This is a genomic window from Pseudomonas sp. SbOxS1 (assembly GCF_013416725.1).
Classification (GTDB): Bacteria; Pseudomonadota; Gammaproteobacteria; order Pseudomonadales; family Pseudomonadaceae; genus Aquipseudomonas.
Genome location: NZ_JAAVXC010000007.1, coordinates 144910 through 171421, shown reverse-complemented (window position 1 = coordinate 171421; position 26512 = coordinate 144910). Strand labels below are relative to the sequence as shown.

Genomic DNA, 26512 nt, shown 5'->3' with positions numbered 1-26512 from the left:
AGGTCTGGAGATCGATCGCCATGAACTTTGATTTTTCTGCTGATCAGGAACAGTTGCGCGATCAGGCCAAGCGCTTATTCGCTGACGGCCTGGTTCGTGCCCGGGCACTGCTGGAAAACCCGGAGACACATGATAAGTCCCTGTGGGTCCAGGTTCAGGAGTTGGGGTGGCCGGCTGCCGCTATCGCAGAGGCCGATGGTGGTCTGGGGCTTTCGGCATTGGAACTGTGTGTTCTGGCTGAAGAGGTCGGACGCACGCTGGCGCCGATTCCCTTCAGTTCTTCGGTATTGCATGCCAGCACGGCATTGCAACAACTGACGGATTGCCAGGTCGCATCCACGCTTCTGGGCGAGCTAGCGGCGGGTGAAAAAACAGCCAGCGTCGCGTTCACCGAGCGCGGCCAGGCGGCATGGACCGAACGGCCCGAAGCGCGAGTCAGTACAGGAAAGCTGAGTGGTCGCAAAGCCATGGTCGCCGATGCGCCAGTGGCCGATGTGTTCATCGTTTCGGCATGTGCCGATGACGATGGCCAGGATTGGGGCTGGTGGCTGGTCGACGCGCAAGCTCCGGGAGTAAGTCTGGTACCGGTCGAAGCAATCGACCGGATCCGCCGTCATGCCGACCTACACCTCGACGATGTCAGTTGCCTGCGATTGGGCTCTGCCGGGCAGGGCAGTGTGCTCGCTGAACGAGCTCTGGACGCTGCTGCTGTACTCAGTGCTTTCGAGCAACTGGGGAGCGCCGAAGCAGCGTTGGAGTCGACCCTGGAATATGTCAAAACACGGCAAGCATTCAACCGTGTGGTGGGTGGCTATCAGGCAGTCAAACACTCGCTGGCTGACCTATATGTGAAGAACCAGTTGGCGCGCAGCCATTGCTACTACGGTGCATGGGCCCTGACCCAGGCACCTGCGCAATTACCTCGTGCCGCCGCGGGTGCGCGGCTGGCCGCCACCGAAGCCTTGTGCCAGGCCGCTGAAACAGCGGTTGAGTTGCACGGTGGCATCGGTTTCACCTGGGAAAGCGATATTCAACTTTTCTACCGTCGTGCGCGGCTGATGGCAACCCAACTGGGTGGCCGTGCCTTTTGGGCTCGCCGTCTCAAGGCAGCCCTGCTGCGCGAAACGGCTTGATCGGACACAGGAGCGGCATCGATGGATTTTCAAGATACGCCTCAAGAAGCAACCTATCGCACGCAAGTACGCGCCTGGCTGAGCGCTAATGCGCGCGCTTACGAAGTCCGGCCTGAGGACGGTATGGAGCATGCACGCTTCATGACGCTGGCCCGAGGCTGGCAACGACTCAAGGCGGATGCCGGCTATGTCGGCATCATGTGGCCAAGGGACGTGGGCGGGCAGGGTGGAAGCCCGATCGAACACGTGATTTTTCACCAGGAAGAAGAGCATTACAGCCTTCCGGTCATCCCTTTCGCAGTCGGTATCGGCATGTGTTTGCCGACGCTGTTTACCCATGGTTCGGCCGAGGTGATGGAGCGCTTCATGGCCAAAGGCATGCGCGGTGAGGAAATCTGGTGCCAGTTGTTTTCCGAGCCGGCCGCCGGGTCCGATCTGGCAGGCTTGAGAACCCGCGGTGTACGCGAAGGCGAGGATTGGGTGATCAACGGCCAGAAAGTCTGGACGTCCTATGCCCACGAGTCTGACTACGGCATCGTGCTGGTGCGCACAGACCCGTCTGCACCGAAGCATAAAGGCTTGACCATGTTTTATGTCAATATGCGCGCCCCAGGTGTGGAAGTGCGACCGATCCGTACGCTGCTGGGCGATGCGGAGTTCAACGAAGTGTTTTTCACCGACGTGCGCATTCCTGATTCACAACGCCTGGGCGAAGTCGGTGAAGGTTGGAAGGTTTCCCTGAGCACCCTGATGTTCGAGCGACTTGCCGTCGGTGGAAAACCTTCCGGTGCACCCGTTGCGAGCGAACTGGCAGGACTATTCGATGCTGACGCCCTGGCACGTTTTTACGTGGCTGATGAAGGCATCTCCCTGACCCGCATGCGTTCGATGACGGCGGTCTCGCGCGGTGGCGTACCCGGTCCCGAAGCCTCGATCAACAAACTGGTGATGGCCAAGAACCTTCAGGACATGAGTGCCTGTGCGTTGGAAGCGCTGGGTGTTGATGGCCTGCGCGAGTTCGACGATCCCCAGGCGCGTCGATTCAACTATTGGTACATGTGGTCAGCCGGTTTGCGTATTGCCGGCGGCACCGATGAAATCCTGCGCAACATCATCGCTGAGCGGGTGCTGGGTTTGCCGCCTGAGCCGCGTAGTGACCGGGATACGCCCTTTAACCAGTTGGGCAAGGGCTGATCGGTCAAGCACCTCCTGAGTAAACAGCGTGATTAAAACATTGGATTGCGCAAGAACTGCAGGTCGACAAGCACCTAGGCCCCGGTGTGAGCGCCCCATGCCACCCACAAACCGTTGCTTACTTGGCACTGTGGAGGGTGGCTTGGGAGAGGCGTGATCCATTGCTCTACCTTTGCGGCGCTGCAAGGCATGCCAGGTAGCATGGATGCGCCTGTGCATCGATCGAGCTTTTCGGGCGTACCGAGGTGCATTTGTTGTCGAAGCGCTAAGTGTTTTTGAATTTCAATGGTGTTTCAGCGTTTCGTCTACGAGCCCAGCGCGCGGCAATAACTTGCCGCGTCGTTCAGCATCGACAAGATAAACGTGAAGGAAATGGGTGAAGAATCAGCTCTTCGATATGATGCCAATGCCACGCCAGAAGGCTCGCCGCGGCTACGAAACAGCCTATGGCCAACACGTTCAGCCATCGGCGTGCTCTTTCATAATCAGTGTGGAAGGCGGGCAAGTACTTCGCTCAGTACACTGACCAAGCCGCATTTTCTCGGCAGTCACGCCCCTTGTCATCTGCACGAATCAACGCAAACGATATAGGCCTTCCTGCCCTAACGTTGCCACCAGCCGTCCTTTCCGATCATGCACATGACCCAAGGTCAAACCACGCCCCAGGCTGGTCGAAGGACTGTGGGCAGAAACCAGCAACCATTCATCCGCCTGTACATCTTGCTGGTGGAACCAGATCGTGTGGTTGAGGCTGGAAACAAACAGGTCTTCCCCCAGTTTGTGCTCGCGGTGAGGCATCAGTGCGGTGATGCCGAACCAGAAGTCACTCAGGTAAGCGAGCACGGCTGGTTGCAGGCGCGTGGGCAGGTTGGGGGACTGAGTGGTGCGCATCCAGTAACGGATCCTGGCTTGATCGTCGCGGCCGAGTACAAACTGTTCCGGGTCCGCGGGACGAATATCCACCGAACGGGTTTTGCCGATAAAGACCCGTTCTATGGGGTTGAGTCGCTGATGAAAGGCTTCGCGAACTTGTGCCAGCCCCATTAGGCTTTCCGGATCGGGTGCGGGCTCAAAGTGCTGTTGATGCTCCATGCCGATTTCACCGGCATGGAAGGACAATGTGGCTATCGCAATGGCGCGGCCGTGCTGAACGAGCCGAACCAGCCGCGCGGCGAAGCGTCTGGTTTGTTGTATGCGTTCGACTTCAATCGACAGGGGAGCGTTAACATCTCCAGCAGCCAGAAAGCTGACTTGAAGGACATGGGGATGCAAATGTGCTTCAACAGTGGCGATGGCTGCTGCGACGGCCAGGCCGAGCGTTTGCCCACCGTAGATCGCGGCATTCTGATTGGAGTGGAAGCAATTGCAGGAGAAGCGGTCCGGCCCCACTTCATGAACGTCCAGCAGCGGCGTGATATCCACGCCATCCCACATTTCTGAGATTATGGCCAGATGCTGCACGGCGGTTTCAGAGCCCACGGAAGACTCCTGCACGCTTCTGGAAAAAGGCATCACGCCCCTCGAGGAAATCTTCGGAGCCGATCAGCAGCGCCTGAGTATCGGCCTCCCAGTCGAGCAGCGTTTCCAGACTTAAAGGGTGTCGTCCCAGTAATGATTTGGCCGCTGAAAGCGGTCCAGGCGCGCTGCTGGCCAGTTGTTGGGCGCGCTGGAGTGCGGTCTCCAAAGCTTTTCCGGCATCGACCAGAAAGTCGACAAGACCGATTTGTGCTGCTTCTTCGCCACCAAGAATCTGCTGGAACATGACCAACTGGCGAGTGCGGGGCAGGCCAATGCGCTGTGGCAATGTCCAGAGTGCACCCCAGTCCGGCATGACTCCGACTTTGCCGAATACTGCACCAAAGCGGCTGTCGGCATCGGCCACGACGAAGTCGCAGGCCGCCGCCAATGACAGCCCGGCGCCGAATGCAGCACCTTGCACGGCGGCGATTACGGGTACCCGGCCATTGACGATGGCACGGATTACGCGATGGCCGCAGCGCATGTCCTTGCGCATGGCCATCGGCCGGGTATCCAGGCCATCCAGTGGCCCCCCTGCGCAGAAGTGCTGACCACCGCTAAGTACGATAACCCGGACCTGCTCATTGTCTTGCAGGCTCTCGAGTTCGTCGGCCAAACGGCGATAGAGCTCAGGAATCAGGCTGTTGCGCTTTTCCGGCAGGTTCAGGCTGACCAGTGCGACAGCACCGTGGTGGCTTACAGTGACGGCTGTATTCATCATGAAACTCCTTAGGGCGATGGGTTTAAAGCCGCTCGATAATGGTCACGTTGGCCAAGCCACCGCCTTCGCACATGGTCTGCAAGCCATAGCGACCTCCGCTGCGCTCCAACTCATGGAGCAGGGTGGTCATCAGTTTGGTGCCGGATGCGCCGATAGGATGGCCCAACGCAATGGCGCCGCCATTGACGTTGGTCTGTTCGCTCGGGTAATCCATTTCATGCAGCCAGGCCATGGCGACGCTGGCGAAGGCTTCGTTGATTTCCACCAGGTCGATATCGGTCATGCGCAGGCCGGCTTTTTCCAGGGCGCGACGAGTCGCAGCGATAGGGGCGGTGAGCATCCACACCGGGTCATCGCCCAGAACGCTCATGTGGACAATGCGTGCCCGTGGTTTCAGGCCATAACGTATGACCGCGTCTTCCGAACAAACCAATACGGCGCTGGCAGCATCAGCCATCTGGCAGCTGGTGGCTGCGGTCAATAGGCCGTCTGGTAGAAGAGTCTGTAGTGTGGCCATTTTTTCCAGGCTACTGCGACGAGCCGTTTCATCCATACGCAGATCACCGTAGGGAACGATCTCGTGGTCGAATCGCCCTTGTTCGATGGCCGCCAGCGCGCGCTCGTGAGAGCGCAGGGAGTAGGCTTCCATGTCTTGGCGAGTGAAGCGCCAGTGGCGGGCAATGCGTTCGGCGGCTTCGAATTGCCTGAGCTGTTGCGTGCCATAGCGGGCGCGGTAGGTCTGGGCCGTGGTCCAGGGATCGGCAAAGCCTAAGTCTTTGGCGATGTACAACGCTGTGTTGATTGGTACCTGACTCATGTTTTGCACGCCGCCCGCAATCACCACGTCCTGAGTGCCACTCATTACCGCCTGGGCAGCAAAATGCACGGCTTGCTGGGACGAGCCACACTGTCGGTCGATGGTCACGCCGGGCACGCTATCGGGAAGCCCGGCGCCCAGCCAGCAGAAGCGCGCGAGGTTGCCGGCATTCGGGCCAATGGCATCGATAGTGCCAAAGATAACGTCGTCATAATCCTCGGCGGGAATCGGGTTGTGTTCCACCAGTGACTTAATGACATGAGCGCCCATGTCCATGGGGTGTACCTGGGACAGGCTGCCGGCTCGTTTGCCGGTCGGCGTACGCAGCGCATCAACGATATAGGCTTGCTTCACGGAAAACTCCTTGATCGAGTGGGGCGCGCTCAGCGAGCCTGAGTGTGGGGACGCAGAATGTTCTTGGCGATGCTCCAGCGGTGTACTTCCGATGGGCCGTCATAGATGCGGAAGGCGCGAACATCGGCGAAAATCCGCGCGACTATCGTTTCATGGGTGACACCCTGGCCACCGAGAATCTGCACGCTGCGGTCGACCACGCGCCAAATCGCTTCGGACGAAATGACCTTGGCGATGCTCGAGGCATGTCGCCCGAGATTGTCCTGGTCCAAAAACCAGGCGCAGTGCCAGACCGCAAGGCGGGTGATGTGCAGGTCCATTTCGTTGTCCGCCAGCTTGAAGCCGACGCCTTCGTGCTCACCCAGTGACTTGCCGAAAGCCTGGCGCTGGGCAGCGTAACGGGTCGCCACGTCATGGGCACGACGGGCCGCCCCGAGCCAGCGCATGCAGTGGGTCAAGCGGGCAGGGGACAGGCGCACCTGAGCATATTTGAGCCCCTCGCCGGGTTCACCCAATACGTCACTGGCGGGTACTCGGAGCTTGTCGAAGCGCACCACCGCATGGCCACCGGGGAAGCACGAATCCAGTGCGTCCATCGCGCGTACGATCTGAATGCCCGGACGGTCCATGTCCGCGAGGAACATGGTCGCCCGGCCATCTTCGAGCTTGGCCATGATGATGGCGAAACTTGCCCCCTCAGCCCCGGTGATGAACCATTTCTCACCAGTGATCAGGTAGTCGTCGCCGTCACGCACGGCGGTGGTGGCGAGCATGCCAGGGTCCGATCCCGAACCTGGCGACGGTTCGGTCATGCAGAAGCACGAACGAATTTCACCCAGGGCCAGGGGTTTGAGCCACCGCTCCTTCTGGGCCGCGGTCGCGATGACTTCCATCATGTGCATATTGCCCTCGTCGGGCGCAGCAATGTTCAGTGCGACAGGCCCCAGTGGCGAGTAGCCGGCTTCCTCGAAAAGAATCGCCTTGGCCCGATGGTTCAGACCAAGACCGCCCAACTCGCTGGGCATGTGCGAGGACAACAGACCGGCCTTGCGCGCTAGCGAGATCATCTCTTTGCGCAGGTCTTCAGTCGGGCCATGGGCTGTGCAGCGGGGATCTTTTTCGAGCGGGATAATGTGCTCAGCGATAAAGGCACGTGTCCGTTGTTGCAAGTCGAGCAGTTCGGGTGACAGGGTGAAGTCCATGGTTATTTCCGCTTCAAAGGGCTGATGAAGATGGTCGAAGGTGCAAACCCGAATTCATGAATAGAACTTCAGGTTGTTCGAAGCCATCTCTCGCATTTGGGGAGTGACCTGATAAAGCCCACCAAGAGCGGCGTAGTGGTCGCAACGCGCAACCAGCGCCGGCAAGCCGAGCCAATCGGCATACTTGAGGGCACCACCCACTGGCCTTGGGAAGCCAACACCCAGGATCAGTGCCATGTCGATTTCAATGGCGCTTTCGCAGATACCTTCTTCGAGCGCCCGGGCCGCTTCTATCAGCATCGGCAGCATGATGCGCTCGACGATTTCTTCGGAACTGAACTCACGACGCCCTTGTGGCTGCACGCGGGTCAACAGAGCCTGGGTGTCAGGATCAACCGACTTCATCAGTCGGCCCTTGATGTCCCGATCGTAACGATAGAAGCCCAATCCGTTCTTCTGGCCCAGGCGCTGTTCGGTGACCATGAGTTCAACCGCATGGGTGAAGCCAGGCAACATGCGATCGCCATAGCCCTGACTGATGCAGTCGATCACATGGCGCGAAGTGTCCATGCCAATAACGTCCTGCAAATACGCTGGGCCCATTGGCCAGCCAAAGGCTTCCATGGCTTGGTCGACGGCTTGGTAGTCTGCGCCATCATGAATCAGGCGCAGAAAAGCCAGCACGTTGGCGGTCAGGATGCGATTGACCAGAAAGCCGGGGCAATCCTTGACCACGATCGGCGTTTTACCCAGTGTTGCCGCATAGCTGGCAACCGTTGCGGCCGATTGCTCACTGGTGTGTGGACCACAGATGACTTCAACCAGCGGCATGACTGGCACCGGGTTAAAGAAGTGCATGCCCACGAAGTTTTCCGGGCGTTGCAGCGCACTGGCGATTTCAGTAATGGACAACGATGAGGTGTTGGACGCCAGTACCGTGGAAGCAGCCACCTGGGTTTCGACTGCCGCCAACACGGTTTTTTTCACGGCGAGGTTTTCCACCACCGCCTCCACCAGCACGTCGACTTTATCCATGCCTTGATAGGTCAGGGTCGGTGTAATCGACTCCAGCACTCGTTCTGCCTGGAACTGGGTCATACGGTTGTTGCTGACCTGTTTGTCCAGAAGTTTGCCGGCTTCGGCCATTCCCAGATCCAGCGCAGCCTGAGAAATGTCTTTCATGATCGTCAGTACGCCATTGGCAGCACTTGTATAGGCGATGCCGCCACCCATAATGCCAGCGCCCAATACGGCGGCGCGGGATAGCTTGCGCGACGCCTTGGCGTAATCCCGGGTTTTCTTGCGCAGGTACTGATCGTTGATGAACAGTTGGACCAGTGCCTGAGCGGCCTGGGTCTGGGCGACTTGCGCGAAGGTACGGTTCTCTTCGATCAATGCCTCAGCCAGGGATAATCCAGCACTGCGTTCGAGCAGCTCAATGGCCAACAGTGGAGCGGGTACCAACGGGTTGCGGGCAATCACGGCAGCCTTGGCATTGGCGCTCTGTTCCGTATCCAGTGCAAAGCTCAGGCTGCGCTGGCGCCGCAACGCTTGCCAGTCACGCTGGCCGCTAACAGCTTCGGCCAACACGGCTAGCGCACATTGACGCACGGCTTGATCATCGACTACTTCGTCGACGGCACCGAGTTGTTTGGCCGCCGCAGAAGTTTGAGGTTTGCCGGAGGTAATCCAGTCAATACTGGCCGCTGAACCGATCAGGCGTGGCAACCTGGCAGTCCCCCCTAACCCGGGAATAATGCCCAGGCCGACTTCTGGCAAACCGACCTTTGCGGCGTTACCCAATACTCGGAAGTCGGTGGCCAGGGTGACTTCGAAACCACCCCCCAACGCCAGGCCATTGATCGCGCAAACCGTTGGAAGCGGGAGCTGCGCGAGTTCGTTAAACACCTGGTTCTGGGCCAGGTTGTAAGCCGCCAGTTCGCTTTCAGGCCGTGCAAACAACTGGGTGAATTCGAAGATGTCGGCACCGACGATGAAGCTGTCCTTGGCGCTGGTCAAAACCAGGCCATGGACGTCACCGCTATCGCGAATGGTTTTGCAGGCGATGCGTAGCTCTTCGACTGTCAGGGCATCGAATTTGTTGACGGCCTCGCCCTTGCGGTCGAAGCACAGTTCGACCAGTTGATTGTCGAGGCGGGTCAGGTGCAGCGTTTGACCTTGGTACATGCGATAACCTGCTTTTTGTCGGTTTTATTTAGGCTGGACTGGATCAGGCGCTGGCCAGGCGCGTGGCAAACGCCAGGCGCTCGCGGCATTCGCGAACCATGCGCTCAAGCAGTTCGTCACAGGTTGGCAAGTCATCGATCAAGCCAATGACCATGCCCGCCGTGATGATCCCTTCGTTGATCTCGCCAGCCTCCAGCGCAGCACGGCCGCGAGCACCCGCCACCAAAGGGCGAATGTCTTCAAAGGCACAACCGCCAGGACGACGCTCGGTGGCGACGACTTCATCGGAAATGGCGTTCTTGAATACCCGGGCACTGTTCTTCATGGTGCGGAAGATAAGGTTGGTATCGCGCTCGGTGCCCTTGAGCAGGGCAGCCTTGATGTTTTCGTGAATCGGCGCTTCCTGGGTCAGGCAGAAGCGGGTGCCCATGTTGATCCCTTCGGCACCCAGGGCCAGAGCGGCGGCCATGCCGCGGCCATCGCCAATGCCACCCGAGGCAATCACAGGAATGGTCAACGCCTTGGCTGCGGCGGGGATCAGCACCAGCCCTGGAATATCTTCTTCACCTGGGTGCCCGGCACACTCGAAGCCATCAATGCTGATGGCGTCGACGCCGAGTTTTTCAGCGCTCAGGGCGTGCCTGACGGCAACGCATTTATGGATGATGCGAATACCGGCCGCTTTCATCTTCGGCATGTATTCAATCGCTTTGTTGCCGGCGGTTTCGACGATGGTCACCCCGTTGGCAATGATTGCATCGATGTACTCGTCGTAAGGCGGCGGGCTGATGGTCGGGAAAATGGTCATGTTGACGCCGAACGGGCTGTCGGTCATTTCCCGGCAGCGGCGGATTTCCTTGGCCAAGGCCTCCGGCGTTGGTTGTGTCAGGCCGGTCAGCATGCCCAGACCACCTGCGTTGGATACCGCTGATGCAAGCTCGGCGCGGCCTACCCACTGCATGCCGCCTTGAATGATCGGATAACGGATGCCAAGCATTTCGGTAATACGTGTCTTCATGGTGACTGCCTCGTTCACTTGACTTTGCGTTCATCCAGGCCGAGGGCCCGGCCAATGATTTCTTTCATGATTTCGCTGGTGCCGGCGAAGATTCGCGACACCCTCGCATCGCGGTACATGCGGGAGATTCGGTACTCCTCCATGTAACCGGCACTACCATGGAGCTGCACGCAGTCATCCATGACCCGGCCTTCGAGTTCCGAGGTCAGCAATTTGGCGGATGCAGCGGCTTCGGCACTTAACCGGCCGGCGTTGTGTTGCAGTACCAACTGGTCGACCCAGGTCTGCTGGCAATCGAGCAGGGCGCGCAGCTCAGCCAGCTTGAACCGGCTGTTTTGGAAGGTGCCGACCGGCCGGCCGAAGGCTCGACGATCCTTGACATAGTCCAGGGTCAGGTCGAAAGCGACCTGGGCGTGGGCCATTGACTGGATGGCTGAAAGCAATCGCTCTTCGGCCAGACCTTCAGCGAGGTACGTAAAGCCTTTTTGCGGATCGCCCAGACCGTTGCTCTTCGGGATGCGTACGTTGTCGAAGAAAACAATCACGGTGTCCTGGGCATCGAGGCCCATCTTCGCCAGCGGCGTACGACTCACCCCCGGCCAATCCGCTTCCACCAGAAACAGACCGATTGAATAGCGTTCACTGCCGGTGCGAGCGGCGACGACCATCAAGTCGGCATTGAGCCCATTCGAGATGTACATCTTCGAGCCATTGAGTATCCAATGATCGCCACAGTCCTCAACGCGCGCTTTCATGCCGGCCAGATCCGAACCGGCATCCGGTTCGGTCATGGCGACGGCGAGGATGGTCTCGCCACTGATGCAGCCTGGCAGATAGCGCTGGCGCTGCTCTTCGGTGCCGAAGCGTTGCAGATAGGGCCCGACGATGCGTGAGTGCAGGGTGAAAAACACCCCTATGTCGCCGTGACGAATCACTTCTTCGTAGACGATCTGCTCGTAGCGCAGATCGTCTACGCCGGAACCGCCGTAAGCTTCATCAGCCCACATCAGCAGCAAACCCTGGGCGCCGGCTTTGCGGAAAATTTCCCGATCACAGCGTCCGGCTTCACGCCAATGGTCGACGTGGGGGGCTATTTCCTTCTGCACGAATTTGCGAACCTGATCGCGGAACAATTCATGGTCGCTGTCAAAGATCAGTCGATTCTGGAGCATGGGTTGTCCTCTCAGGCCGCGTCGTTACGTGGATGGAAGCGCTCACCACGCTCGGCACGGGCACGCAGCCAGACCGAAGGGCGGAAACGCTCGCCGAACGCATCGGCCAGCTCATCGCAACGGGTGACGAAAGCTTGGGCACCCAAGGTATCGATCAGGGAGAGCGTGCCACCGGTCCAGGAGGGGAACCCCAGGCCGAGAATGCTGCCCAGGTCGGCGTCGGCAGCGTCGTTGAGAACGCCTTCCTCGACACAGCGCGCGGTCTCCAGCGCCTGGATGTAGAGCAGGCGGTCCTTGACGGTTTCGACGTCCGGTTGTTGCGGGGCAAGAGGAAAATGCTCCGCAAGCCCTTGCCAAAGATGCTTCTTGCCACCCTGTGGAAACTCGTAAAAACCACCGCCACTCTTGCGGCCCAGGCGGCCCAGGAAATTCATTAATTCGACGACTGGCCTTGCATGCAGGCGCAGGAATTTCTCCTCCAGGCCATCTTTGTGAGCTTGATCGATGACGCTTTTCTGCAGATCCAGCGAAACTTCATCGGTCACAGCCAGCGGGCTGGTGGCGGCACTGGCCAGGCGTGCGGCGTTTTCGATCAGGGCCGGGTTGACGCCTTCGGCCAGCATCGCCATGCCTTCATCGGTGTAAGTACTGAAGATGCGGCTGGTGTAGAAGCCTGGGCTGTCATTGACCAGGATCGGGGTTTTGCGCAGTTGACCGACGAAGTCCAGGGCACGGGCAATGGTTTGTTCGCTGGTCTTCTTGCCAACGATTACTTCGACCAGCGGCATGCGCTCGACGGGTGAAAAGAAGTGCAGGCCGATGAAATGGTCCGGGCGCTTGGAGCACTCGGCCAGGCCAGTGATTGGCAGGGTTGAGGTATTACTCGCAAATACCGCATCAGGTGCGAGCACTGCTTCGGTTTTGCCGATGACGGAGGCTTTGACTTCACGGTTCTCGAAAACAGCTTCGATGACCAGATCACAGCCGTCGAAGGCAGCATAGTCAGAGCAAGGCTCAATCAGTGCGAGGATCGCATCGGCCTTGTCTCGGGTCTGGGTGCCGCGTTCGATGGCTTTGTCCAGGATCCGTCGCGAGTAGTCCTTGCCCCGCGCTGCAGCATCGGCGTTGGTATCAAGGAGCATGACCTGGACCCCGGCAGCAGCGCTGACGTAAGCGATGCCAGCGCCCATCATTCCGGCACCCACTACACCCAGCTTGTGCACCGTGCTTTTGGCCGGTCCGACCGGACGCCGGACGAGTTTGTCGGCGGCACCCTTGTTGATGAACATCGTACGCATCAGGTTGCGTGCCACTGGGTTGGCCAGCAACGTGCCGAAGTATTTGGCTTCGACTGCCAGTGCCTTGTCCATGGGCAGTTGAGTGCCTTCAAACACCGCCGAAAGAATGGCCAGTCGTGCCGGGTAGTTCTGTGCGCCGGCGGCTTTGGCCAGCGTGGTACCAAATTGGAAGGAGCGGGTTGCGTGCGCAGCCAGGCAACCGGCGCCACCAGGAATCCGATAGCCTTTCACGTCCCACGGCTGACTTGCCTCTGGATTGTCCAGCACCCAGCGACGCGCTTGCTCCAGCAAGCCGGTAACGTCGACCAGTTCATCGACGATCCCCAACTGCAAGGCTTGCGCAGGCTTCAAGGTGTTGCCTTCAATCAACAGAGGCAAGGCCTTTTCTATACCGATCAAACGCGGCAAACGTTGGGTACCACCTCCGGCAGGTAGCAAGCCGACAGTCACTTCGGGCAGGCCGACAATGGCTTTTGGGTCATTGACCAACAGCCGTCGATGGCACGCCAACGCCAGCTCCAGACCACCGCCCAGCGCCAGGCCATTGAGCGCGGCGACGAAGGGCTTGCCGCCGGTTTCGATGCGACGCATCACCGCGTTTTCTCGATCGAAGCGGTGCGAGGCTTGGACTGCATCGATACCTTGGTCGAAGGCGTCAACCAGATCCTTGAGGTCGGCACCCGCGATAAAGCCGGATTTTCCTGAGGTCAAGACCGCACCGCGAATGGCAACGTTGGTCAGCACTTCTTCGACTGCTGCCTGCAGATCGTTGACGAATGCAGACGTAAATACATTCACCGGGCGGTCAGGCAGGTTGATGGTAATGATGGCTACGCCGTCGGCGCCCAGGTCTAGTTTCAAGGTATTCATAGCGTTCGATTCCATGCTCAGATCCGCTCGATCAAGGTGGCGGTGGCCATGCCCGCAGCGGCACACAAAGTGACGAGTGCAGTGTTCAGATCCCGGCGCTCCAGTTCATCGAGCACGATGCCCACGAGCATCGCGCCGGTGGCGCCCAGTGGATGGCCCATGGCGATCGAGCCGCCATTGACGTTGACGCGTTCGGGATCGAGGTTGAAATGGCGCATGTATCGCATCACCACCGAAGCGAAGGCTTCGTTGACTTCGAACAAGTCGATGTCGGCGATGGTCATCCCGGTTCGGGCCAGCAGTTTTTCGGTGCAGGCCGCAGGGCCCGTGAGCATGATGGCCGGCTCTGAACCGATTGAGGTGTAGCTGCGAATACGGGCACGAGGACGGAGCCCTGTCGTGCGACCGAACTCGGCATTGCCGAGCAAAATGGCCGCCGCACCGTCAACGATCGTGCTGGAGTTACCGGCAGTGTGGACGTGACGGATGGCTTCGATATCCGGGTAGCGCTGCAGCATCACAGCGTCAAAGCCATTCTGGCTGCCAGTGGCCTCGAAAGCGGGTTTGAGTCGAGCCAGATCTTCCAGGCTCGCCCCATGGCGAATGGCTTCATCTCGCTCCAGCAGTGGCTGGCCGAGCAGATCCTTGACAACGAATTGCGATTGCTGGAATCGACCTTCGGCTTCTGCAACGGCCGCTCGTTGCTGGCTGCGCAGGGCAAAGGCATCGACGTCTGCTCGACTGTAGCCATCCTGTTCTGCAATCAGATCAGCACCGATGCCCTGGGGGATGTACCAGGTTTTCCAAATCACTTGGGGGTCGGTATAGACAGCGCCGCCATCAGAGGCGATAGGCACCCTCGACATGCTTTCCACACCACCGGCAACGATGGCCTGTGCTTCGCCAGCGCGCAGTGTCGAAGCCGCGAGGTTGACTGCTTCGAGGCCAGAGGCGCAGTAGCGATTGAGCTGCAGGCCCGGCACGCTCTGGTCGTAGTCCGCTGCCAGGGCAGCGACACGAGCGATATTGCCGCCTTGTTCACCGGCGGCCATGACGCAACCCAGCAGTACATCATCGACCAGGCTGGTATCGAGCTGGTTGCGATCACGCAAGGCGCTCAAGGTCTGGGCTGCCAGCGCGGTGGCACTCACTTCATGCAGTGCGCCATCCGGGCGGCCCTTGCCGCGTGGGCTGCGTACGTGGTCGTAGATAATGGCGTCATTCACGTCAAGGATCCCTCAATGTCTGCGCGGCGGCGAACTGCCGCATGAGGCTTAAAGATTATAATCATACATATAATAGAGCAAGAGGCAGGAGCATCTGATTCGTATGAAAACCGGGCGTTTGGAAAATCGCTTACGCAGATTGACAGCCGATTAAATCATATACATCATTATGACCAGTGATATTGTTTTGTCTGCTAAATCATTGCCGCAAATAAAGGAGTTCCGAATGACTCTCGAAACAACACCTTTGCCGGATCTGGCCCGTTTACGCGCATGGCTGGAAACTGAAGTGGGCCCCGTGCAGTCCTTGAGCGTGAACGCAGTACAAGGCGGTGCGAGCAACCTGATCTATAAAATCAATGTCAATGACCGTCAGTTCGCGCTGCGTCGACCGCCCTTGGTGGCTAACGACGCCAGCTCCAACAACATCCTGCGCGAGATGAAATTGCTGCGTGCCATAGCCGAGACGCAGATACCGCATACCCGATTGGTCGCTGGTTGCGTAGATCCAGAGGTCATTGGAGCGCCATTCGCTTTGCTCGAATGGCATGCTGGTTTTGCCGGTAAATCACCTTTGCCGCCGGGCGTAGAGGGGAACCCCGAAGCCTCGCGACAAATGGCTTTCGAGCTGGTCGATGCCCTTGCCGAATTGGCCAATACCGATTGGCAAGCAATCGGTCTGGAGGGCTTCGGCAAGCCTGAGCAGTTTCTCGAACGCCAGGTATCGCGCTGGAATGCGCAGCTCGAGCGCTACAAGGTTCGCGATATCCCCGGGCTTGATGAGCTGGGGCAGTGGCTTGTCGCGAACACTCCGGCAATGCAGCGATCGGCACTGATCCATGGTGATTACCAGTTCATCAATGTCATGTATGACGCCAGTGAGCCGGTCAAGCTCAGTGCCATTGTCGACTGGGAAATGGCGACCATCGGTGATCCGCTTCTGGATCTTGGCTGGGTGCTGGCCGGTTGGCAGGAGGCCGGTGAAGAAGCGACCTATGCGAATTATATCGACTGGCAGTGGATGCCCACCCGGCAGGAACTGGCCCGGCGCTACGCCGATAAAACCGGTCTGGATATTTCCCGGCTGAATTACTACATGGCGCTGTCGATGTTCAAACTGGCGATCATCATGGAGGGCGCGTATGCCCGCTATGTAGCCGGCAAGTCCACCCACGAGGTCCATGCCCGGATGGAACACGACGTCCTGGTCATGGTTCAGCGCGGCTTGCGTTTCACCACTCTTAATTCCTGATCAACCAGAAAAGGTCGAAAACCATGTGGGATTTCAGTACTGAACCGGCGTTTCAAGAAAAACTCGATTGGATGAGTCGCTTCGTTAAAGAAGAGATCGAGCCGCTGGATACGCTCTGGCCAGACATGAGTGCACCGTACGATACCAATAACCATGTCGCGCGTTCGATCATCAAGCCGCTGAGTGATGAGGTACGTAAACAAGAACTGTGGGCCTGTCACTTGGGTTCGGAGTTGGGCGGGCAGGGATATGGTCAGATCAAGCTCGCGCTGATGAATGAAATTCTTGGACGATCGAGTTGGGCGCCAACCGTGTTCGGGACGGCAGCGCCCGATACCGGCAATGCCGAGATTCTGGCCATGTTCGGTACTGCACAGCAGAAGGCTACGTATCTTCAGCCGCTGCTGGATGGAGACATCGTTTCTTGCTATTCGATGACCGAACCACAAGGTGGTGCTGACCCATCAGTGTTTACGACGACAGCCGTGCGTGATGGTGACGAATGGGTGATCAATGGGGAGAAATGGTTCTCCTCAAATGCTCGTTACGCAGCCTTTTTGATTGTGATGTGTGTCACCGACCCGGACGCACCTATTTATGCAGGTACCTCCATGCTGTTGGTACCAACAGACACCCCCGGGGTCAACATCCTGCGTAATCCAGGTGTCTATGGCGAAAACCCGGGGGAGGGAGCCCACGCCTATATCCGGTACGAAAACGTGCGGGTACCCGCCGATGCCTTGCTGGGTGAAGTCGGAAAAGGTTTTGCAGTTGCGCAGGCGCGCCTTGGTGGTGGTCGGGTGCACCATGCCATGCGCACGGTAGGTCAATGCCAGAAAGCTATCGACATGATGGCCGAGCGGGCACTGTCGCGCGTCACCAAAGGTGAGCCGCTGGCCAGTAAGCAGATCGTCCAGCAGTACTTGGCAGATTCATTTATCGAACTTCAGCAATATCGCTTACTTGTTTTGGAAACGGCATGGCGGATCGATAACGGCCATGACTACAAAGCCAACCAGATGTACATCGCTGCGATCAAAGCGGCCGCACCGAAGATTTATCACGACATCGTCCAGCGCACGATGCAAGTCCATGGATCGCTCGGCGTATCGGACGAAATGGTGCTTGGCCAGATGTGGACCTATGCCGCTTGCATGGGGTTGGTCGATGGTCCGACTGAAGTGCATAAAGTGACGGTCGCCAAGAACCTTCTCAAACGCTACCAACCGGCGCAGGGGCTATTTCCAACTGAGCATCTGGTATCGCGCCGCGCTGCGGCAATGGAGAAATTCAAGGACTACCTGGAGTAGGCGGCGATGGACAAGATCGATTACTTCAACCTCACCGGAAAGGTCGTGCTCGTGACGGGTGGCAGCCGGGGCCTGGGGAGAGAGATTGCTCTAGCCTACGCCCGTCAGGGTGCGGACGTGATCATTGCCAGTCGCAAGCTTGAAGCCTGCCAAGAGGTCGTAGGCGAGATCACCGCAATGGGCCGGCGAGCATTGCCCTTTTCTTGTCACATGGGGAAGTGGGCCGAAATTGAAACGTTGGTCGAGACCGTATATGCCGAGTTCGGTCGTATCGACATCTTGGTAAACAATGCTGGAATGTGTCCCCTGGCGCCATCCTCCCATGAAACAGGCGAGGCCTTGTTCGACAAGGTGCTGGAGGTCAATTTCAAGGGGCCATTCCGTTTGAGCTCACTGGTGGCGTCTCGTATGGCCAGGGGAGATGGCGGTGTCGTTATTAACGTCAGCAGCACTGGGGCACTGCGGCCGTTGCCGGCAGTAGTGCCTTATTGCGGAGCCAAGGCGGCGCTGAATGCAATGACTGAGTCCATGGCCAAAGAATATGGACCTAAGGTCAGGTTCAACACGTTGTCGGCAGGACCGTTCTTGACAGATGTGGCGAAGGCTTGGCCTGTCGAGGCACGTGAAAAATTCGACAACGCCTTGGGACGACCCGGCCAACCTCATGAGGTTGTTACGGCTGCGCTATATTTAGCGAGTCCATTCAGTAGTTTTGTCACTGGCAGTCTTGTGAGGGTTGATGGTGGTATTAGCTGATAAAGAGCCCCTGTAGCTTTATGTCTAAGAGCGTGCGCTCAGTGCCAAGGCCGGCAGCTTCGTCGATGCCGTGCGTCGGTTGGTGACATCGGCTGTCGGGGCAGGAGTGTCTCCGAACTGGAAGATTGCGCCTTGGTGTGCGTTCTAGCATCGGCTCGACATCACGGCATACAGAGTTTCATACGCGTGCCCTAACTAAACTTGAGCGTTTCCATCGCGCGACAGCTGGCTGATTCCGTCCGTAATGAAAAGAATTCCAATCGAAGTGAAAACAAATTGTCAGTTTGCGTTCTTGGCAGAGCACATGCCGACGCTTACCAAGGGGCGCTGCGCAGTCTGATCAATAGTTTGTCAGTCTCGATCATGAATGCCACGGCGCGCTTTTATCCATTTGGATGACTGGCGGGGAGAAGATTTCCTGGGCTTTTCTCTGATCGCTAGCTGTAGATCTACTCGGATCGTAGGCCTAGTACTATGCAGTCCTTCATTGCCTTCATCCATTTATCTCTACCGGCTTGACCTGACCTCGGTTCGGTCAGTCAAGCCACTTCCTAATTAGTCAGTGCGAAGATAGTTAACTATTTCGACATAGGGGCATGCAGCATTTCACGTAATCCCTGTGTGGCAGTTTCCATTTTAAGATCTAATGACTTCATTTTATTTTCTAATGACCACTGAAGGGAAGGTAGGCAGTAATTTCAATAGGCTATGTAAACCAAAAGTTTATAGTGGCACTTATGGAAACCTTCAGGAGTATCGAGTCCCTTGCGTGCAGCGCCGGGGACGGCAGCTTCGCCAACAACACTCGATAATTTAGTGACATCAGCTCCGGGGCCAAGAGAAAGGACCTGAGTACGGTCAAAGGTACGGTTACTTGGGACGAACAGCCTGAAGGTTGGGGAACAAAAGCTATCATTTTGACCTACCCATCAATCATGTGGATGTCGCAGTATGAAGCTCAAGCGGTCACTATTGTCGTATTGCTTCATCCGCATGCTGATCCAAGCGTGCCATTCATCGTTGCCAAGCCTCCACTCACCAACGACACCCATGCCCGTCTTACCTATGATTGAAACGGATAAGACTCCTTTTTGGATTGCCCGAAATAAGGCCGCTACGCAGTCCTCTGACATTAAGGGATGCTGGAGTATGTCTCGCAACGAGATGGTGCTTTCAATGGATCGCTGGCGTTTGATTGAAGCGTTGGACATGTCAAAAGATGTCGCATCAATCCACCAGGATTGCCCAGCAGCAGGTCGACCTCCCAGGCAGATAAAAAAGTCATTCCTGCACAGCACCTCAATAGTGCTGATGGGTAACTTTAGGTGGGTGGCAGTCTGCATAACATTCAACCGGGAGGTCAGAGTGGCGGCCAGACGCCTTGCTTGCTTCAGGTCAGCGACAATTGTTCTATTGCCGCATGCAGAAAATCCTCTGTATCCGTGGAGTTCGCCCTCGGCAATCAACCTTTTCAGCAATTGAACGTTGATGTTGGTGGCCTTGGATATGGCCTTCAGAGGCATCATTTCGGTCAATTCTAAAGGCACATAGGGACGATGCTTTATGGTGCCAGGTGCGCGATTGGGAGGTGGGTGGTGCTTTTCGAGCTCAGAACGAACAAAATCAAATGCGGGACTCGCGAGTCTCTCATAGATGTTCACTCTGAATCGGTCTACAAACCTTGCTGCTGAATTCCTCCTGGAGGTGATGACACGGGCATCCAGTTTTTGCAGGTAAGAGTGAAAGGAGACTGGCCAGTCCGACAAGAGTCGGCCGGCCATTGAGGTCATTTGATACACGTTTTCTAGCTGGTGCAGATTGTTCCGTTTCTTTGCGTGGATGTTGTCTGCTTTGCACCCCAGATCCGCCAAACACATTGCTATGCAATGTAGGTCCAACGTATCCAGTTGGTCGATGGAGCGGCAGCCGTCTGAGCGGACGCCCATCAGGCGTTTTTCAAATTCACAACATAACCACAGCGCCTCTTGAGAGACTGAGTGGGACCCAGCACCACTTTTCAAAATCGACATACCGCAGTGAACACACATTTTGGATTCAATCGTTTGGAGATTGAAAAGGCTACCGCAGCTTAGGCAGCGATTCTCAAGCAAAATTTTATGTGAGGTGCACACAGTGTTTAGTGTCAAATCCCAGCACTCCATGAACTGTCCATGCTCAGATAAGCAGGAGGTGCAAAATTTTGGTTGAAGACAAGACCACGTCTTGTTGGTGGTGTTAGAGACCAGGTGCTCATACGCTGATCTCCACGTTGACGGGGAAGGTGGTGTTGGAAAGATGTTCAGCTCTGGTTCGCAAGTACTCCGGATATGGTCCACAAGATCTGTTAACGTTAGATAGTTAGCAGTAGCGGTTCGTCTGAGGAAGTTTATTAGGCCCTCACCAGGCGTTGCAGAGAGACTTACTAACAGGCCGAACATCTCTAGATGTCTCCTAAAAAGAAGAACGCCCCCACGCATCGCGTCTGCTCAAAAAGCTTTCGATGCCCGACAGAATAAAGTTGCTCCATCTCTGCTGCGACCCGATAGGCATGACACCGATGATATGCGAGATGCTTTTATATACAGAGGCCTGTGTCTCGTTGTAGGACCTAAAGCTCCGAACAGAGGCTAGTAGCCGGTGGAATCCATTAGGCCAGTCTAACAAGGCGTCAGTCGCCTTCTTAACGAGTCGGTGTGCGTATTTCAGGCTTACTACCTTGCGGCTCAAATTAAGGTATGTTGTTCCAGGGTCTTCTGATAAGGCGCCTAGAAAAGCGAGTAGCTCCAGTATGTCCGGCAGGCCCATGCAAAGGACGTCATTCGGATAAGAACTTATAGTGTTATTGATTTGTTGATTTTTGAATTTCGATGCAATGATGATGCTCATCTCATGTAACGGCCCAGAACAACTGGCTGAATCTATTTTTGAGTACTCGACGCCACAGGAGCACCGATCATAAGCGGGACGAGTACCTGAGAGTGTTCTCTCACATATAGGGCAACTATCGATGAGCCGGCAGTTATGGGTTTCGCACACCGTAAATGATGCCAGCGACCAATAGGACCTTCCGTAACCCGTTTCTTCTAGGCAACGAGGGCACACTCGGTAGGAGGTGAGTGCGAATTGTTTGGTTGGTAGTAAATTCCCGTATAGTCTAAGCGTCGATTTACTCATCAGTGTGGGAATCGCGGGCGATAGTGTCCTCAATTCATGACCAAGCGCTACGCTTAGCTGTAGGTGGCGTTTGATTGACATCATGCCATTGTCTGGAAGCATAAGTGCGCGTTGGAGGGCAGAAATGCCCGAAAGATGGTTCAATGCAGAGGCCCGGAAAAAAATACTCTCCAGGCTTTCCCAAGGCGAAAGTTCGGTTTTAATCAGCAGGTTTACAGTTGGAACTGTAAGGTGCTCATATTCCGCCCGCATTCTGTATTTTGCCGCGAGCAGACGTGCTTCTTTTTCTTCAGTTAGCATGGCCAACTGGTGGTCAACGAATTCAGAATTTTGATAATTCATGGTAGGGTTCCTATTATTGTTCGTTAAAGTCAAAATCATGAAATGGCTCGCGGTGATCAACCAGTGAGCGGAAATTGAATTGCTGGGAAAATGGATTCCTGTTGTCTTTTACATCGCCCCAAACTTCGTCCGTAAAGGCTTGGGACAGAACCTCTAAGGTGATACCTTCCAAGTTTTTTTTGACTACAATCCAAACAGCGCGATTAAGTATCTTTACCAGGTAGTCTATTAGGCCGTAAGACGCGTAATAAAGTCGCTGCAACATTTCGTCGGTTGTTAGGCTGATCGCTTTAACCTTAAGCAGGCTTTCAAGTGTTTTGATCAGTATCAAAAAATTATCTGAGGGGGTTTTGATGATCTTGAATCTATGGAAGTCAACCGTGGCAGAAAATCTCCTGCGCAATTGATGATCATTGTCTAGGATTTCTTGAGTTGTCCACATGCCGATAAGAACCACGGCAAGTCCCGTATGATCCATTAGGTACTTGATCCAGTTGCTGGCTTCTGTAGTTTTACGGTGATGCTCTACAATGTGTTGCATTTCGTCAAAAATCAAAAGCTCAGTCCCAAGGTCTTTGAGTAAGCGAGTAATTCGAAGTAACTTGTACTCTGACGAGTGACCGTGCTTGCGTGCAAAAGGATCATTCATTCCATCCAAAAACGCCTCGCCCATGGACTTGGTGGTTGGTTTTGCTGGGATGGTCATATACATGGTTTTGTAGTTGAGGCCGTCGGTGACATCTTTTCGGCGGTCGCTCATGAGCTTTTTGATCATTGTGCTTTTGCCAGCCCCGCTAGGGCCGCAAATGAGCAAGCCTTTAGCCTTTCCGGATATTTTTGTATCGTTGATCACCTCATGAACACGAGTAGTGCTCCGCTCGATTTGGGGAGTGGTTATAAAGTGATTGCTCAGATCTTGAATTTGTTTGGAGTCTGTCGGTATGTTCATCTTAAACCTCCGCCGCAGAAAAGGAATGCACTGGAAACATTGAAGGTGATTCTTCGTTATTATTTTCCAATAAAGGTGGTCTAAATGAATTTAGTGCCACTTTCAGCGGAACCTTGTTCGCAGAGCGTTCGTCAATAACAGCTTGCTGTTTTGCCGCTTCGCGTCGAACAGTTTGCTTGTTGGAACGAAGGGCTTCATCTATCCCCTCACGAATTTGGTGATATGCTTCTTGAATAGCTTCTCTATCTACCAATTTTGCATTTTCGGATTTGGCTTTTTTTACTGCGTCCTTATATATGTCGCGGCTCGTGCCGATAAGACGCTTGTCTTTTGCAGGGACTTCAAAAAATATGTTTCGAAAAGGATCGTGCACCCAAATATGGCCCATCTCATCTCGGTATCTCATCTGAACTTTTTGTTCTTTAGCCAGCTTCAATCGCAAGCTTGCGAGCTCATCTGAGTGATAGAAGTTGTTGGATAGCTGGATGCCATATGGCTGAACAGTCACAAATTTCCTATGCGACAGGGCGGTCTCTAGGGCATCGAGATCTGATGGCATTTGTATGACGCGAGAAGGCTCCATGGCTTTCCAGACTGCCATAGGTGTCTTCGAGGCAAGTCCTTTGTGTGGTGATTGGTGATAGATATCGACGATCCATTTAACCAGCGCGGACTCAAGCGATTTCATCGTCAAACACGCGTGCTTCTCAGGCTTGTAATCACCTCGATCTTTGACGTTTGAAAAAGTTGTACCAGGTAGTGTGTGAATAAGCCCCATGTTCAACGTTCTGAAAAAGCGCTCCACAGCGCCTTTCATTTGAGGTCCCCGAGAGCGCGGGAACATTATTTCGATGCCCATCTCAGTAAAGGCGGTGATCAGGTTGTTCGCGTGAAATTCCGCGGCGTTATCAGGAACAATACGCAAGGGGAGACCACGCGCGGGCCATTCATTGATGACTTTTGGATATTTAGCAAGCCAAGTGGTCTTCGGGCTGATGGCGCGTTCTATTACACGCAGAACACTTTCAGTATTTGGCGCAGAAAAGTGAATCCAGTATCCCATCACCATTCTACTATAACGATCTAACACGACTGTGAGAAAGGGTCGTCCGATCACGTTACCCGTGACTGGGTCTACGATCATTACATCGAGTGGCGTGTGATCAATTTCCCAGCGATCAAGAATGTTGTTTACGGTAAGCTGCCCAACGGATTTCGAGAATTTTTTCTCAGCAGCGTGCCTTCCATTTTTATTGACCTCTACCTCAAACGGATCCAGGCTTTTTATGTAGCGTCGTACGGTAGATTCAGAAATGTATTTCAACTGCCGAGATGGTAGTTTGTCACTATTGTATTCACGGGTACGGCGAATGAACTCTTCGTAGACTTGTTTTACTGGAATTGCTTCTGGCTTAAAATACGTTGTGTTTAGGACATCAAGAAGCAAGTCTTCCAGTTCTGGAGTAAAAACAGTCGCTCTGCCTTTTTTGGCATGCTGCGGTATCAAAGCAACAATACTATTGTTGAGTCCTTTGTAATGCCAACGCCTGACTGTAATTGCAGAAGGCACTTTTTTCTCATCGGCAAGCTCCTTGGCAATCTCTGGGAGGAGTTTGTTTAGAGTCTTCCTGTTCGGAAATTTGTCACATCTAGCTTTTAATGCATCGAGATAGCGTTTACGTCGCACTGCCACTACCTGATGTTTTTTTGGAAAGCATGTTAGGTCAGGCGCTACATTTCGGACAAATGGAGTTACCCCTAAATGCGGCTGGTTTTCGTCGATTGTGATCTTTCGTGCATCAAATAGAGAGTAGAACTCACTCTCTGAGAGCGTTATGGATTCTCCATACTCATCTTTGAATAGCAGTTTATGATTTATGCTTTTCCCCATGAAACGCATGATTCGATTTTCGTAATTTACTACCAGGGATGGTTTAAGCGAAAAAGTTTTCATGGCGATGGCCTCCGGTCAGGAAAATCAGTGCTGATTCAGAAATGGGGTTTCGCAGATCTATCCCGATATAGCCCAGACCTAATAATCGCCATGCTTCTTGCGGACCTAAGATTGCTATCAAGTCAGCGATTGTTTCCGGGGAGAAGCGTTCGAATTTGAGGTTGAGGTGTTCTTCGTACGTCTCGGTCACATCCTCTCCACGGCGGTGGTACATCAGAGTTAAAAGGTTATCCGCCATGGGCGTTGCAAGAATCAATTTTTCTGTAGCGATATGAAATACGCGCTCGGAACGTTCGAAGTGATCATTTACCGCTTGTAGTTTCAGTGCCACCTTATGGTTTAGGAGGCGCATGGATGGTTTGACTTCAAACCATCCGGTTGTGCCGTCTATAAAGTTGACGCATACGTCCGGTATGTATTTTGTTTCTACGCTTCCTACGGGCAGCACCTCCAATGACGGTTGGACTTCGTATGTAATGACATCCGGGGAAAGCTCTAGCAGCCGCAGGAAACTGGCTTCCAGTTGAGACTCCCAGGCAATAGGAATCCCATTCTTGCGGGATGGGTGATATCCCCGGAAGTGATTGGATCTTCGTGTTACGACTTTTCGTACTGGCATCTGCAACTCCCTCACGAGCGAGCGAATGCACAACGCTCGACAGGTGCATTGGATTGGAGGCTTTCGATGGGCAACACTTTCCCGTCGAGTGGCCTCGCTGAAATCGAAGTTATGGGAGGGGGTTGACAGGCGACGAAAAAATGGAAGAAACTACTGACACCACATCGGTAGTTGCTTTTTGTTTTCGTCGCGGTCTTAACCCCTCAAGGTTGGCCGCGTTTTACATTCTGGAGCCTCCTTTTCTTTTAAAGCCAGGCAGTGAGTCTAAAGCTCATTTCTGGCTTTTTTCGTTTAGATGACGAACGGTTTTGCAGCCTCCAGCGAAGCTAGAGTCTCGCATCAATAATTCTTCACACGTAGTAATAAAGCAATGCACCTCATCTTAGGTGCGATAACGCGTATGTATATTCACCTCGGTCGTAACATGCAAGTATAACTATCGACGCGCCAAAGTAGGTCGGCGCGCCGATAGGGGCAGATCTTATGACAACAAAAAACCCGCTGGCAATTACTTTCTTAGTAGGCGGTTGATTTTTGTTTTTTTTCTAAGAGTTTTTATAAGTACGTGTTTTCTATTTGTTATTGTTTTTTTCAAGAAATGAATGTGCAATGTGTAGTGCGCACTGCATAGTGTGCATTACGCATACGTAGTTGCCATTAATTTAGGTTTCGCGTTACACCGCAGCGAGATATTTAGTAGATGTTGAGCTGTGCTAAACCTTCCCTATCGACAGCGGGTAGGAGAGGGCGTTCGCATGATTTCCAGCATCAGTCAGATTTAAAATATCCAACAAAAACAGTCGGTTAATGAAAACAAGTGGATCATTTAATTGCCATTTTCCTCATTTTTTTTGAAAGCCTACATTGGCCGCTCGGCCGCAAACCGTTGCCTTGGGTTAATAGGAAGCATTACTATTCACGCCCTCGTCTCCACAGCACACCGCAATGACCCCCAAGCTGCCCCGCAGACACGGCTTTTTCGAGCACTACGAAGAGTTGGTTGGCACCTGGACTCGTCGCCTGAGAAACCGTCAGCAGGCCGAGGACCTGGCCCACGATACCTTCGTGCGGGTGCTCGAGTCGGATTCGGCGACGGTGCAGCAACCGCGGGCCTATCTGCACCAGACCGCGCGCAACATCGCGGTGGACGGTTATCGACGTGAGGATCGGCGGGGCGCCATGGAGTCGGAGGCGATCGATGAAAGTGTGTCGTCATCCGGCGACCCGGAGCATTACATGCAAGCGATCCAGTTGGCTGATTCCATCGAACGGGCGCTCACCGAACTGCCGGTCAACTGCCGCAAGGTGTTTGTCTGGCAGAAAATCGAAGGCCTGACCCAGGCTGAAATCGCCGAACGCCTGGGTCTGTCCAAGAACATGGTGGAAAAGTATATGATCCGCACGCTGCGGCATCTGCGCGACCGCCTTGAAGGACTGTACCCATGA

Annotated in this window: 20 protein-coding genes; 6 read left to right on the top strand and 14 right to left on the bottom strand. The window is 55.1% G+C overall.

What is annotated here, in order from left to right:
• The first annotated feature begins 20 nt into the window (after positions 1-20).
• On the top strand, positions 21-1133 hold the full coding sequence (locus HFK74_RS11305) for an acyl-CoA dehydrogenase family protein (RefSeq protein ID WP_180203567.1): 1113 nt from the start codon (positions 21-23) through the stop codon (positions 1131-1133).
• A gap of 21 nt (positions 1134-1154) precedes the next feature.
• Positions 1155-2327 (top strand): acyl-CoA dehydrogenase family protein, encoded by a 1173-nt coding sequence (locus HFK74_RS11300; protein WP_180203566.1) that lies wholly within the window; start codon positions 1155-1157, stop codon positions 2325-2327.
• A 573-nt stretch (positions 2328-2900) separates the two neighbouring features.
• Here the strand turns inward: HFK74_RS11300 and HFK74_RS11295 are convergent.
• Genes HFK74_RS11295 through HFK74_RS11255 form a run of 9 tightly spaced genes read right to left on the bottom strand, consistent with a single transcriptional unit; the run spans position 2901 to position 14710 of the window.
• Entirely contained in the window at positions 2901-3806 is a 906-nt protein-coding gene (locus tag HFK74_RS11295) for an acyl-CoA thioesterase domain-containing protein (RefSeq protein WP_180203565.1), read from the bottom strand.
• Positions 3796-4563, bottom strand: a complete 768-nt coding sequence (locus HFK74_RS11290; RefSeq protein ID WP_180203564.1) for an enoyl-CoA hydratase/isomerase family protein — start codon at positions 4561-4563, stop codon at positions 3796-3798. The genes HFK74_RS11295 and HFK74_RS11290 overlap by 11 nt, the downstream gene beginning before the upstream one ends.
• A 25-nt stretch (positions 4564-4588) precedes the next feature.
• A complete protein-coding gene (locus HFK74_RS11285; protein ID WP_180203563.1) occupies positions 4589-5737 on the bottom strand; it encodes an acetyl-CoA C-acetyltransferase in 1149 nt (382 codons plus the stop codon).
• Positions 5738-5766: 29 nt separating this feature from the next.
• Complete coding sequence (locus tag HFK74_RS11280; RefSeq protein ID WP_180203562.1) at positions 5767-6939, bottom strand: acyl-CoA dehydrogenase family protein; 1173 nt, start codon at positions 6937-6939, stop codon at positions 5767-5769.
• A gap of 54 nt (positions 6940-6993) precedes the next feature.
• Positions 6994-9126: a fatty acid oxidation complex subunit alpha FadB gene (gene fadB / locus HFK74_RS11275; RefSeq protein ID WP_180203561.1), complete on the bottom strand. Its 2133-nt coding sequence runs from the start codon at positions 9124-9126 to the stop codon at positions 6994-6996.
• Between the two features lie 43 nt (positions 9127-9169).
• Positions 9170-10162, bottom strand: coding sequence for an NAD(P)H-dependent flavin oxidoreductase (locus HFK74_RS11270; RefSeq protein ID WP_368738159.1), 993 nt, complete (start codon positions 10160-10162; stop codon positions 9170-9172).
• Complete coding sequence (locus HFK74_RS11265) at positions 10159-11316, bottom strand: acyl-CoA dehydrogenase family protein (RefSeq protein WP_180203560.1); 1158 nt, start codon at positions 11314-11316, stop codon at positions 10159-10161. The genes HFK74_RS11270 and HFK74_RS11265 overlap by 4 nt, the downstream gene beginning before the upstream one ends.
• Before the next feature lie 11 nt (positions 11317-11327).
• A complete protein-coding gene (locus HFK74_RS11260) occupies positions 11328-13484 on the bottom strand; it encodes a 3-hydroxyacyl-CoA dehydrogenase NAD-binding domain-containing protein (protein ID WP_180203559.1) in 2157 nt (718 codons plus the stop codon).
• A 17-nt stretch (positions 13485-13501) separates the two neighbouring features.
• The gene (locus HFK74_RS11255) at positions 13502-14710 is read right to left on the bottom strand and encodes an acetyl-CoA C-acetyltransferase (RefSeq protein ID WP_180203558.1); all 1209 of its coding nucleotides are present in this window, start codon (positions 14708-14710) and stop codon (positions 13502-13504) included.
• A 226-nt stretch (positions 14711-14936) separates the two neighbouring features.
• On the opposite strand from HFK74_RS11255, the gene HFK74_RS11250 reads away from it, so the two are divergent.
• Genes HFK74_RS11250 through HFK74_RS11240 form a run of 3 tightly spaced genes read left to right on the top strand, consistent with a single transcriptional unit; the run spans position 14937 to position 18028 of the window.
• Positions 14937-15962, top strand: coding sequence for a phosphotransferase family protein (locus HFK74_RS11250; RefSeq protein ID WP_180203557.1), 1026 nt, complete (start codon positions 14937-14939; stop codon positions 15960-15962).
• 23 nt (positions 15963-15985) lie between these two features.
• A complete protein-coding gene (locus HFK74_RS11245) occupies positions 15986-17272 on the top strand; it encodes an acyl-CoA dehydrogenase family protein (protein WP_180203556.1) in 1287 nt (428 codons plus the stop codon).
• A 6-nt stretch (positions 17273-17278) separates the two neighbouring features.
• Positions 17279-18028: an SDR family NAD(P)-dependent oxidoreductase gene (locus HFK74_RS11240; protein WP_180203555.1), complete on the top strand. Its 750-nt coding sequence runs from the start codon at positions 17279-17281 to the stop codon at positions 18026-18028.
• A 929-nt stretch (positions 18029-18957) separates the two neighbouring features.
• On the opposite strand, the gene HFK74_RS11235 is transcribed toward HFK74_RS11240, so the two are convergent.
• The 5 genes from HFK74_RS11235 to HFK74_RS11215 all read right to left on the bottom strand — a co-directional run bounded on the left by HFK74_RS11235 (position 18958) and on the right by HFK74_RS11215 (position 25066).
• Positions 18958-20058, bottom strand: coding sequence for a hypothetical protein (locus tag HFK74_RS11235; RefSeq protein ID WP_180203554.1), 1101 nt, complete (start codon positions 20056-20058; stop codon positions 18958-18960).
• Between the two features lie 421 nt (positions 20059-20479).
• Entirely contained in the window at positions 20480-21544 is a 1065-nt protein-coding gene (locus HFK74_RS11230; protein ID WP_180203553.1) for a TniQ family protein, read from the bottom strand.
• A 13-nt stretch (positions 21545-21557) separates the two neighbouring features.
• Positions 21558-22493 (bottom strand): TniB family NTP-binding protein, encoded by a 936-nt coding sequence (locus HFK74_RS11225; protein ID WP_180203552.1) that lies wholly within the window; start codon positions 22491-22493, stop codon positions 21558-21560.
• Between the two features lies 1 nt (position 22494).
• Entirely contained in the window at positions 22495-24447 is a 1953-nt protein-coding gene (locus HFK74_RS11220) for a Mu transposase C-terminal domain-containing protein (protein ID WP_180203551.1), read from the bottom strand.
• Positions 24428-25066, bottom strand: coding sequence for a TnsA endonuclease N-terminal domain-containing protein (locus HFK74_RS11215; protein WP_180203550.1), 639 nt, complete (start codon positions 25064-25066; stop codon positions 24428-24430). Before HFK74_RS11215 ends, HFK74_RS11220 begins: the two co-directional genes overlap by 20 nt.
• Before the next feature lie 945 nt (positions 25067-26011).
• On the opposite strand from HFK74_RS11215, the gene HFK74_RS11210 reads away from it, so the two are divergent.
• A complete protein-coding gene (locus tag HFK74_RS11210; RefSeq protein ID WP_180203549.1) occupies positions 26012-26512 on the top strand; it encodes a sigma-70 family RNA polymerase sigma factor in 501 nt (166 codons plus the stop codon).

What these genes read in the sequence shown, in the direction of transcription:
- HFK74_RS11305 (WP_180203567.1), top strand. Translation starts at nt 21, where the DNA reads ATGAACTTTGATTTTTCTGCTGATCAGGAACAGTTGCGCGATCAGGCC.
- HFK74_RS11300 (WP_180203566.1), top strand. Translation starts at nt 1,155, where the DNA reads ATGGATTTTCAAGATACGCCTCAAGAAGCAACCTATCGCACGCAAGTA.
- HFK74_RS11290 (WP_180203564.1), bottom strand. Translation starts at nt 4,563, where the DNA reads ATGAATACAGCCGTCACTGTAAGCCACCACGGTGCTGTCGCACTGGTC.
- HFK74_RS11280 (WP_180203562.1), bottom strand. Translation starts at nt 6,939, where the DNA reads ATGGACTTCACCCTGTCACCCGAACTGCTCGACTTGCAACAACGGACA.
- fadB (WP_180203561.1), bottom strand. Translation starts at nt 9,126, where the DNA reads ATGTACCAAGGTCAAACGCTGCACCTGACCCGCCTCGACAATCAACTG.
- HFK74_RS11265 (WP_180203560.1), bottom strand. Translation starts at nt 11,316, where the DNA reads ATGCTCCAGAATCGACTGATCTTTGACAGCGACCATGAATTGTTCCGC.
- HFK74_RS11260 (WP_180203559.1), bottom strand. Translation starts at nt 13,484, where the DNA reads ATGAATACCTTGAAACTAGACCTGGGCGCCGACGGCGTAGCCATCATT.
- HFK74_RS11250 (WP_180203557.1), top strand. Translation starts at nt 14,937, where the DNA reads ATGACTCTCGAAACAACACCTTTGCCGGATCTGGCCCGTTTACGCGCA.
- HFK74_RS11245 (WP_180203556.1), top strand. Translation starts at nt 15,986, where the DNA reads ATGTGGGATTTCAGTACTGAACCGGCGTTTCAAGAAAAACTCGATTGG.
- HFK74_RS11240 (WP_180203555.1), top strand. Translation starts at nt 17,279, where the DNA reads ATGGACAAGATCGATTACTTCAACCTCACCGGAAAGGTCGTGCTCGTG.
- HFK74_RS11235 (WP_180203554.1), bottom strand. Translation starts at nt 20,058, where the DNA reads ATGTCGATTTTGAAAAGTGGTGCTGGGTCCCACTCAGTCTCTCAAGAG.
- HFK74_RS11230 (WP_180203553.1), bottom strand. Translation starts at nt 21,544, where the DNA reads ATGAATTATCAAAATTCTGAATTCGTTGACCACCAGTTGGCCATGCTA.
- HFK74_RS11225 (WP_180203552.1), bottom strand. Translation starts at nt 22,493, where the DNA reads ATGAACATACCGACAGACTCCAAACAAATTCAAGATCTGAGCAATCAC.
- HFK74_RS11220 (WP_180203551.1), bottom strand. Translation starts at nt 24,447, where the DNA reads ATGAAAACTTTTTCGCTTAAACCATCCCTGGTAGTAAATTACGAAAAT.
- HFK74_RS11215 (WP_180203550.1), bottom strand. Translation starts at nt 25,066, where the DNA reads ATGCCAGTACGAAAAGTCGTAACACGAAGATCCAATCACTTCCGGGGA.
- HFK74_RS11210 (WP_180203549.1), top strand. Translation starts at nt 26,012, where the DNA reads ATGACCCCCAAGCTGCCCCGCAGACACGGCTTTTTCGAGCACTACGAA.